The sequence below is a fragment of the Brevibacterium sp. genome (assembly GCF_022712115.1).
Lineage (GTDB): Bacteria > Actinomycetota > Actinomycetes > Actinomycetales > Brevibacteriaceae > Brevibacterium > Brevibacterium salitolerans.
In genome coordinates, this window is record NZ_JALAHB010000040.1 from 26298 (window position 1) to 36270 (window position 9973).

A 9973-nucleotide genomic window follows, 5' to 3' on the forward strand; every position below is an offset into this window, starting at 1 on the left:
GGGGCCCGGTTCGAACGATCGGCGGAGGACGTGCGAAGGGCTCTTCCGCGGGTGTGAGGCTCTTCACTCCGGCAGAGCCCGGGGAGTCAGAGCGTCGCATCAGAGCGCCGCGCCCGAGTACTCCCAGTGCCAGGCTTCCGGCAGCGAACCGTCCTGCCGTGCCCAGGCGGGGTGGATCCAGCCGAAGCGCGGAGCGTTCTGCCGCATCCAGGTGTGCTGCTCTGTGCCGAAGCGGTTGATCCCGCTGCCCAGATCCACAGCGAGTCCCCAGCCGTGGTTCGACGTCCCCGGCGTGGCCGCCATCCGCCCCTTGCGTCGTTTGAGGACCACCTGCGTCTCGTAGGTGCGGTAGGCATCCGTCACGGACACGGGCGCGCCGAAGCGGGCGGCGAACGCGGAGCTGAGCGCATCGAACGCGCGAGCGGCGTCGCAGCGCAGCACCTGCCCGGGTGCCGCGCTCAGCGGACACATCGCGACCTGGGGGATCCGCCCGTTCCGGTGGCCGCCCCACGGGCCGGCGCCGCTGCGCTGTGCGTCCGGCGGCAGCGCAGGGAGCTCCTCCGGTGCGTCCGCGGACGGCAGGAGGACGGCATCGTCACCGCCGAAGAACGCGAGCGGGTCCAGGTAGCGGTCGTTCTCCCCGGACCTCCGGACGCCCACGTGCACGCAGCCGTCCGGGCAGTGAGGGGGATCGGCGACCGTCCCCACGGGCTGTCCCGGGTGCACCGCGTCGCCCGCGTCGACAGAGGCGTCGACGTTCTCCATGCTCATCACCCAGCCGGAGGCCTCGATGCTCAGCACGGGCTTGCCCGCCACCGTGCCTGCGAACCGCACGGTGCCGGCGGCCGGGGCACGCACCTCCTCTCCGACGAGGGCCGCGACGTCCACTCCGCGATGGCCGCTCAGCCAGTTCTGAGCAGGCGGGTCGAAGCCCCGCACCACACGGAGTCCGGGGACCGGGGACAGCCACGTGGTGGGATGTGCGGGGGATTCCGCGCCGGTGCCCGTGCTGGTCCGCAGAGTGCCTGCACGTACCTGCGCGGCACTCACCTGCACAGCGCCTGCCTGCACAGCACTCGTGAGCGCCGCATCCGCCTGCTCAGCGGTCGACGCCGCGACCGCGGCTGTGGCAGGCGGGGAGCCCAGCGGGGTGCTGAGGAGGAGGACGAGCGTGCAGGAGGAGAGGAGGGCGAGCGCGCTGCGGAGACTGGTGAGTATGCTCATGCCGTCACCTCACCGCGGACAGGGCATCGGGGCCAGCCCCGCTGCGGATCTGTGGACGGGGAGCGCATCGTCCACACCGTGGGGCACGCACGGGCGGCCCCGAACTCCACAGCTGCGGTGCGCGTCGTGGTCGGGCCTTCCGGGCGCGTTTGTGGCGGCCGGTGAAGCGCACTAGACTGCTCCCAGCGGCACTGTGTCCATGCCAGGACCTCTCACCTCGTGAGGCGGACCGAGGGCGGATCGGTGCTGACTTCGCGCATCCGCTCCACCAGGACCAGGCCGACGGTGCGAACCCGAGTGTTCGCCGGTGAGGTCCGCGGGTGCCAGGCATGAACCGCAACCGCTGACGGCCCGCCGGGCCCGTGCGTGTGCGCAGGCCCGGATGGGTGACGGCATCTCGCCCGAATCCTTCCACAGGGGCACGCGCGCACTGCGACCATCCAGGTGTCAGCCTGACAGCTGCGCCCGCTGCCCGCGGAGCGCACGGAAGGAGGCGTCGGCATGGCCGTCGTCACAATGCGCCAGCTGCTCGACAGCGGCGTCCACTTCGGACACCAGACCCGTCGTTGGAACCCCAAGATGAAGCGCTTCATCTTCACCGAGCGCAACGGCATCTACATCATCGATCTCCAGCAGACGCTGGGCTACATCGACTCCGCCTACGAGTTCGTCAAGGAGACCGTCGCACACGGCGGTTCGATCCTCTTCGTGGGCACCAAGAAGCAGGCCCAGGAGTCCATCGCCGAGCAGGCCAAGCGCGTGGGTCAGCCCTACGTCAATCAGCGCTGGCTGGGCGGCATGCTCACGAACTTCCAGACCATCTCCGGTCGTCTCTCGCGCCTCAAGGAGCTCGAGCAGATCGACTTCGACGATGTCGCGGGTTCGATGTACACGAAGAAGGAGCTCCTGCTCCTCCGCCGTGAGCTCGAGAAGCTCGACCGCACCCTCGGCGGCATCCGCGACATGCAGCGGACGCCCTCCGCCGTGTGGATCGTGGACACCAAGAAGGAGCACCTGGCGGTCGACGAGGCGCGCAAGCTGGGCATTCCGGTCATCGCGATCCTCGACACCAACTGCGATCCGGACGAGGTCACCTACCCGGTCCCGGGCAACGACGACTCGATCCGCTCGGTCAACCTCCTGACCCGCGTGGTCGCCGACGCGGTGGCCGAGGGCCTCATCGTCCGCCACGGCGTCGACGAGGGCGGGGAGAAGAACGTCTCCGCCGTCGAGCCCCTGCCGGAGTGGGAGCGCGAGCTCCTCGAGGGCAAGAGCGAGGGTGCCGAGGCCCCCGCCGCGGAGTCCGCCGAGGCGCCTGCCGAGGCCGCCACCGAAGCCTGATCCGTCCCCTTCCGGCCGTCCCCCGATCGGGGGACGGCCGGGCCCCACACCTCCCTACTGAAGGAGAGCGCATGGCCAACTACACCGCAGCTGACATCAAGGAGCTCCGCGAGAAGACCGGCGCCGGCATGCTCGACGTCAAGAAGGCCCTCGACGAGGCCGACGGCGACCAGGCGAAGGCGACCGAGATCCTCCGTGTGAAGGGCCTCAAGGGCGCCACCAAGCGCGAGGGCCGCTCCACCTCCGACGGACTCGTGGCCACCCACGTGGACGGCGGGGTCGGCACGATCATCGAGTTCAACTCGGAGACGGACTTCGTGGCGAAGTCGGACAAGTTCATCGAGCTCGCGAACCAGGTCCTCGACCTGGCCGTCCAGAACGGTGCGGCCGACGCCGAGTCCCTGCTGAGCGCGGAGGTCGACGGCAAGCCGGTCTCGCAGATCATCACCGAGGGCGGTGCCGCACTGGGCGAGAAGGTCGAGCTCAAGCGCGTCGGCCGCATCGAGGGCCAGAAGGTCGAGTCCTACCTGCACCGCACCAACAAGGATCTGCCCCCGCAGGTGGGTGTGCTGCTCGCGTTCGAGGGCGACAACGAGACGGTCGCCCACGACGTGGCCGTGCACATCGCCGCGATGGCGCCCCAGTACTTCTCCCGCGACGAGGTCCCCGCGGAGCTCGTGGAGAAGGAGCGCCAGATCGCCGAGGAGACCGCCCGCAACGAGAACAAGCCGGAGCAGGCGCTGCCCAAGATCATCGAGGGCCGCGTCAACGGCTTCTTCAAGGACAACTGCCTCCTGGAGCAGGGCTTCGCCAAGGAGCCCAAGAAGTCCGTGGCCTCCGTCCTGGAAGAGGGCGGAGTCAAGGCGACCGGCTTCCTGCGCTTCCGCGTGGGCGCCTGATCCGCCTGTCGGATCCGCTGCGCTCGTCTGAACGCAGGAGTCGCGTGCCGCGGCCCTCTGCGCACAGTCCGAGCTGATCGCACCCGAGGCGGTCTCCCTCACCCGGGGAGGCCGCCTCGGGCGCGTCTGCGCGCCGGAGGCGGTGTGCGGGTGGAGGGATCACCGGGGAGGCCGCCAGGGGTGCGGCCGCACGGTGCCGTGGTGCCCGGCCCGCGGGCGGCCTCCCGGGCGTGCGCTTCGCCACGTGTGTCGTGCGACCGGCCTCTCCGCTCGGAAGGCCTGCCGCGAATGGGTAGAATCAGCGGCGGTCCGCTTCCGCTTCACGCACGCCAGGAGATCGCAGACATGTCCGAGAACACCGCACACGCCCCCCGCATGCCCGGCGCACCGCTGCGCACCGAGCGCCGTCGCGTGCTCCTCAAGCTCTCCGGTGAGGTGTTCGGCGGAGGTTCCGTGGGGGTCAACCCGGACGTCGTCTCCGGGGTGGCCAAACAGATCGCCAGCGTCGTGAGCCGGGTCGAGGTGAGCATCGTGGTGGGCGGCGGGAACTTCTTCCGCGGTGCGGAGCTCTCCTCCCGCGGGATGGACCGCACCCGTGCCGACTACATGGGCATGCTCGGCACCGTGATGAACTGTCTCGCCCTCCAGGACTTCCTCGAGCAGGCGGGTGTGGACACGCGCGTCCAGACCGCGATCCCCATGTCTCAGGTGGCGGAGACGTACATCCCGCGCCGCGCCATCCGCCACATGGAGAAGGACCGTGTCGTGATCTTCGGCGCCGGAGCGGGCATGCCCTACTTCTCCACGGACACCGTCGCCGCGCAGCGCGCCCTGGAGATCCATGCGGATGAGGTGCTCATCGCGAAGAACGGGGTGGACGGCGTCTACTCCGACGATCCGCGGACGAACCCGGACGCGGTCAAGCTCGACTCGATCACCTATCAGGAGGCGCTGGTGCGCGGGCTCAAGGTCGTCGACGCGACCGCCTTCTCGCTCTGCATGGACAACGGGCAGCGCATGCGAGTGTTCGGCATGGAAGGGGAGGACAACCTCGCGCGCGCCATCGCGGGCGAGCAGATCGGCACGATCGTCACCGCCTGACCGCGACCGCCGCCTGCCGGACCCGTCGAGCTCACCGGCGCTCGGCGGGTGCCGCCGGTCGCACCCGTTCCCTGCGCGGTGTGCCGCACGCAATAGAATGGCCGGGATAGACGCCACGACCACAGAGACGAGGACACAGTGATTCAGGAGACGCTCGCAGAGGCGCGCCAGAAGATGGACCGGGCCATCGAGGTCGCGCAGGAGGAGTTCGGCAACATCCGCACCGGCCGTGCCAACCCGGCCCTGTTCTCCAGCATCGAGGTCGAGTACTACGGCGCGCCGACGCCGCTGCAGCAGCTCGCGTCCTTCCAGGTGCCGGAGGCCCGCACCATCCTCATCACGCCCTACGACCGTGCCGCCCTCGGCGACATCGAGCGCGCACTGCGCGATTCCGACGTGGGCGCCAACCCGGCGAACGACGGCAACATCATCCGCGTGGTGCTCCCGCAGCTCACGGAGGAGCGCCGCAAGGAGTACGTGAAGATCGTCAAGACCAAGGCCGAGGACGGCAAGGTCTCCATCCGCAACATCCGCCGCAAGGCGAAGGACACGCTGGAGAAGCTCGCGAAGGACGGCGAGACCGGCGAGGACGAGGTGGACCGCGGGATCAAGGAGCTCGACGAGATCACCAAGTCCAAGGTCGAGGCCGTCGACAAGCTCCTCGTGGCCAAGGAAGCGGAGCTGCTCGAGGTCTGAGGCGCACGTGACTGACACCGCATCGCCCTCGCCGGCGACCTCCGCACCCCTCCCCACCCGTCGCCTGCTGCGGCAGGTGGAGGAGGAGGCGAAGGCCGCCGGCGAGGGACCGCTCACCCCGGAGGAGGTCCTGCGCCGCGCGCAGGCCGCACTCGCGGGGGAGGCGGACGCATCCACGGCAGGGCCGCCCGAGGCGCACCCTTCTGCGGCGCAGCCGGACACGTCCCCGGCGGACGCGGCAGCTCCGGACGGGGAGCGCGTGCCGCCCCTGCCTCCGCAGGCTCCGCCGGTGCCGGGGGCGCCCGCCTCCGTTCCTCAGCAGGAGTCCGCACCCTCGCAGGAGGATGCCTCCTCGGACGCGGACACCGTCTCGGGGGACGCCGCAGCCGAGGACAGGGAGGCGCCACTGGCGGATGCCGCCCCCGGAGCGGACTCCGCCCCGGCGGAGAAGGACTACGGCCGGGCCGGGCGCAATCTGCCTGTGGCGGTCGCAGTGGGCGCACTGCTGGGCGGCGGCGTGCTCGCCTCCCTCGTGTTCCTCCCGGTCTCCTTCGTCGCGATCGCGCTGCTGGGCGTGTGCCTGGCGATGTGGGAGCTCTCGAACGCGCTCAAGCAGTCCGGCGCCCGGGTCTCCACCGTCTCCACCATCGTCGCCGCGGGCTGCATGGTGGTCGCCACCGCCCTGGGCGGACAGGAGGCGCTGTGGGTGGCGTTCGCCGCCGGGGCCGGAGCGGTCCTCCTCTTCACCCTGCTCGAGGACCTGCACCGGCGCGGGAACGCCGTCAGGGACGTGTGTCTGAGCCTCTTCGCCCTCACCTACGTGGGGCTGATGGTGAGCTTCGTGGTGCACCTGCTCAGCTTCGACAAGGGCAATCTCCTCGTCATCTGCTTCCTCGCTCTCGTCGTCGCCAGCGACATCGGCGGGTACTTCGCGGGGACGGCGCTGGGCAGGCACCCGATCGCCCCCTCGATCTCGCCCAAGAAGTCCTGGGAGGGCTTCGCCGGTTCGGTCCTGATGGCGACCGCGGTCGGCATGGGAATGGCCCACTGGGCGTTCGAGGCACCGCTCTGGACGGGCGTGGTGCTGGGCGTGGTGATCCCCGCGTTCGCGACGCTGGGGGACTTCTCCGAATCCATGATCAAGCGCGATCTGGGGCTCAAGGACATGGGGACCCTGCTGCCCGGCCACGGCGGCGTCATGGACCGCCTGGACTCGATCCTGCCCACCGCGCCGGTGGCGCTCATTCTCTTCATCTTCCTCCCGGGCTTCCTCCCGGCGGCGGACTGAGAGCCCTTTCAGGCCGGCGCGTGCGATAATCGGGTGCAGTATGGCAGAGAAGAGCGCAACCACGGCACCCCAGCGGACCTCCTCACGGAAGCAGGTCCGCCCCGTCGTCGAGCACGAAGACGGGTCCACCTCACGCACTCCCACCCGCGGGGGCCGGCCGCTGCTGGACTTCCGCGGCCCCCGGGTGAGCCAGCCGCCGCAGCATCTGGCGGACATGTCCATGGACGAGCGCGTCGCCGCGGTCAAGGAGATGGGGCTGCCGGGCTTCAGGGCCAAGCAGCTCTCCACCCACTACTTCGTGCACTGCACCACGGACCCGGAGCGGATGACGGATCTGCCCAAGGACCGTCGCGGAGAGCTGGTGGAGCGCTTCTTCCCGCCGCTGCTCACGGAGGTGCACCGCCTGCGCACCGGCAACGGCGACACCATCAAGTTCCTGTGGCGCCTGTTCGACGGTTCCCTCGTGGAGTCCGTCCTCATGCGGTACCGCAACCGCATCACGCTGTGCGTGTCCTCGCAGTGCGGCTGCGGCATGAACTGCCCGTTCTGCGCCACCGGCCAGCAGGGCCTCACGCGCAACATGTCCGCCGCGGAGATCGTCGAGCAGGTCGTGCGCGCCAACCAGGTGATCGCCGCCGGTGAGCTCGCACCCACGGCGGGCACGGACGAGAACATGCTGGGCGAGGTCGCGGCGGAGGTGGGCGACGAGTCCGGAGAGGCCGATGCGTCGCCGGCAGACGCCTCGGCGGTCGCGGGTCCGGCGCCGGCACCCGTGGGAGCCGAACGGGTCACCAACATCGTCTTCATGGGCATGGGCGAGCCGCTGGCCAACTACAAGCGCGTGATGAACGCCGTCCGCCGCTTCACGGAGCCGCAGCCGGCGGGCCTGGGCATGTCTGCGCGGCGCATCACGATCTCCACGGTGGGGCTGGTCCCCGGCATCAACAAGCTCGCGATGGAGGACATCCCCGTCACCTTCGCGCTCTCGCTGCACGCCCCGGACGACGGTCTCCGCAACGAGATGATCCCGGTGAACACGCGCTGGAACGCGGACGAGGCGATCGATGCCGCGTACGCCTACTTCGAGCGGACCGGGCGCCGGGTGAGCATCGAGTACGCCCTCATCAAGGACATGAATGACCACGCCTGGCGTGCGGCGCTGCTGGCCAAGAAGCTCAACGCGCGCGGCAGGGGCTGGGTGCACGTGAATCCCATCCCGCTCAATCCCACTCCCGGCTCCGTGTGGACGGCGTCGGAGCCGGAAGTGGCGGGAGAATTCGTGCGGGTGCTCCGGGACGCCGGGGTGCCCACCACCATCCGCGACACCCGCGGCAAGGACATCGACGGAGCCTGCGGACAGCTGGCGACGTCCGTCGCAGAGACGGAGTGAGGAGAGGAATGGACACGAATTTCCCCCGGATGACGGGTTGGAAGTCCGGCTATGACCCCGCCCAGGTCGACAGCTTCTTCAAGCGGGCGCGTGAGTCGTACAGCAGGGAGACGCCCCAGCCCGGCGACCTGGACGCCCGTGCGGTCCGGACCGTGGGCTTCGACCTCGTGCGGAAGGGCTATCACGTGGGCGTGGTCGACGCGGCGCTGGATCGTCTGGAGGACGCCTTCGCCAAGCAGGCGCGCGATCGCATGGTCGCCCAGTCCGGCGAGCAGGCGTGGGTGAACGAGCTCACCCGTGCGGCCGGTTCGCTGCGCGGGCGCCTCGTGCGGGAGCCGGGGGAACGGTTCAACCGGGCGGAGAAGGGCACCGTCGGCTACGACGTGACCGAGGTCGATGCGCTGTGCGACCGGATCAACGCCTATTTCACCCAGGGACAGCCCATGAGCGTCGACGAGGTCCGCCGCGTCCTCTTCCGCACGCGCAAGGGCGAGCAGGCGTACGACGAGGACCAGGTGGACGCGTTCATCGACCGCGTGGTCGAAGTCATGGCGAGCGTGGACTGAGCCGTGACGGAGACGATCGACCCCACCTTCGACCTCCTCGACCGGCGGATCGCGCTGGGAGGTGCCGATGACGTCGTGCTCACGGCGCCTCCGGCCCGGACACCCACCCTGCACGGCCGGCCGGTGACGGATCCGCGACTGGTGGAGGCGCTCTCGGTCCCGGAGGACATCACCCGGGCGGAGGCGCTGGACCGGACGGCCAAGCTCGGCGGAGTCCTCCGCGTGCTGGGGGCGGACGGTGCCACGGCGCTCGTCGTCGAGCATGCGGTTCCGGACCCGGCGCGGACGTTCGCGGTCCTCGCGGGGCTGCGGATCGGGCTCGAAGTGGTGCTCCAGGATGCCGAGGCGGCAGTGCCGCTCGGGGCCTACGGCACCGAGACGCTCACGATCCTCGCCGCTCCGGCCGAGACCGGGCCGGGGGCGGACGCCGGGGCCGCGAGCCGGGACGCCGGAGCGCGCACGGGCCCCACCACGGCCTCGGGCCTCACCGTCACCGTGCGCCGCGTCCGCTCCCACTTCGAGGAGATCGCGGTGCGCGGCGGCGGCATCACCCGCGACCTCGATGCGATGATGCGCGACGCGCGGATCGAACCCGTGGCCGCCAAGTTCGCCGACCCGGAGGCCACGGCCCTCACACTGGCCGGCCGGACCTTCACCCGGGCCGAGGCCGCGGAGTTCGCGGCCGGGCTGCTGCACGACTGAGCCCCGGCTCGGCACCCGGCGCAGGCCACTGCGCTCGGCGCACTCCACCCCGCTCAGCGGGAAGCCACCCCGACGCTCCAGGTGGTGTCCGTGCGCACATGCCCGTGGACGGCGTGCTCGCCGGCGATCCGCGCCTTGTAGACCCACGGGTTGTGGCTGGCGACGGTGCGGGCATTGCGCCAGTGGCGGTCGAGCGCCGCTCCTTCGCGCACCGCTGAGGCGCCCAGTGCGTCGAAGAGCCGGGTGGCCGCGGCCGGGACCAGCTGGGAGACCACCACCTGCGCACGCGCAGAGGCGAGTTCCGCGGCCTCGCCGAGCCGGTCCCGCACCGTGGGATCGCCGTTCTCCGCCTCGTGGATCCGCTGCAGGGCCTGCGCCGCGTCGGCCGTGAGCACCTCGGCCGTCTGTGCTGCGGCGGCGAGGTGTCCCACCACCTCGAGCAGCTGCGGATCCTCCGCCGCGCGCTCGGCATTGCCGTGGGAGTACGAGCGGGTGCGGTCGCGGACCAGTGCCGAGGCGTCCCGGAGGGCGGCGCGGGCGATCCCGGCCTGTGCGGCCAGCAGCACCACCTGATAGAGCGCGGTCTGGTAGGTGAAGCGCTCCGCGAAGGGGTAGACGTCCTCGGCGGGCACCTCCGCGTCCGCGAAGACCGCGGTCCCCGTGCCCGTGGTGCGCTGGCCGAACCCGTCCCAGTCGTCCGTGAGCGTCACCCCGCCCTGCCGGAGGGGGACGAGTGCGATGCTCTGGGTGCCGTCCGGGGCGGTGA

Annotated in this window: 9 protein-coding genes and 1 pseudogene; 8 read left to right on the forward strand and 2 right to left on the reverse strand. The window is 70.8% G+C overall.

The annotated features are described in order from the left end of the window. Positions 1–99 precede the first annotated feature (99 nt). A complete protein-coding gene (locus tag Q0A33_RS02120) occupies positions 100–1224 on the reverse strand; it encodes a D-alanyl-D-alanine carboxypeptidase family protein (protein ID WP_291792379.1) in 1125 nt (374 codons plus the stop codon). Positions 1225–1725: 501 nt separating this feature from the next. Here Q0A33_RS02120 and rpsB point away from each other — a divergent pair. The 8 genes from rpsB (at position 1726) to Q0A33_RS02160 (ending at position 9207) form a co-directional block, all read left to right on the forward strand. After that, positions 1726–2565, forward strand: a complete 840-nt coding sequence (rpsB, locus tag Q0A33_RS02125) for a 30S ribosomal protein S2 (RefSeq protein ID WP_291792382.1) — start codon at positions 1726–1728, stop codon at positions 2563–2565. A 71-nt stretch (positions 2566–2636) separates the two neighbouring features. Continuing rightward, positions 2637–3464, forward strand: coding sequence for a translation elongation factor Ts (gene tsf / locus Q0A33_RS02130; RefSeq protein WP_291792385.1), 828 nt, complete (start codon positions 2637–2639; stop codon positions 3462–3464). A 345-nt stretch (positions 3465–3809) separates the two neighbouring features. Further along, positions 3810–4565, forward strand: a complete 756-nt coding sequence (pyrH, locus tag Q0A33_RS02135; protein ID WP_291792388.1) for a UMP kinase — start codon at positions 3810–3812, stop codon at positions 4563–4565. Positions 4566–4703: 138 nt separating this feature from the next. Beyond that, complete coding sequence (gene frr, locus Q0A33_RS02140; RefSeq protein WP_291792392.1) at positions 4704–5261, forward strand: ribosome recycling factor; 558 nt, start codon at positions 4704–4706, stop codon at positions 5259–5261. Between the two features lie 7 nt (positions 5262–5268). Next, on the forward strand, positions 5269–6549 hold the full coding sequence (locus Q0A33_RS02145; RefSeq protein WP_291792394.1) for a phosphatidate cytidylyltransferase: 1281 nt from the start codon (positions 5269–5271) through the stop codon (positions 6547–6549). Between the two features lie 40 nt (positions 6550–6589). Beyond that, positions 6590–7939, forward strand: a complete 1350-nt coding sequence (rlmN, locus tag Q0A33_RS02150; protein WP_291792397.1) for a 23S rRNA (adenine(2503)-C(2))-methyltransferase RlmN — start codon at positions 6590–6592, stop codon at positions 7937–7939. An 8-nt stretch (positions 7940–7947) separates the two neighbouring features. Further along, a complete protein-coding gene (locus tag Q0A33_RS02155; RefSeq protein ID WP_291792400.1) occupies positions 7948–8505 on the forward strand; it encodes a DivIVA domain-containing protein in 558 nt (185 codons plus the stop codon). Between the two features lie 3 nt (positions 8506–8508). After that, positions 8509–9207 carry a hypothetical protein gene (locus Q0A33_RS02160; protein WP_291792403.1) on the forward strand — a complete coding sequence of 233 codons (699 nt, stop codon included), beginning with the start codon at positions 8509–8511 and terminating at the stop codon, positions 9205–9207. A gap of 53 nt (positions 9208–9260) precedes the next feature. On the opposite strand, the pseudogene Q0A33_RS02165 reads toward Q0A33_RS02160, so the two are convergent. Continuing rightward, positions 9261–9973: pseudogene (locus Q0A33_RS02165) on the reverse strand (monooxygenase); the annotation flags it as partial.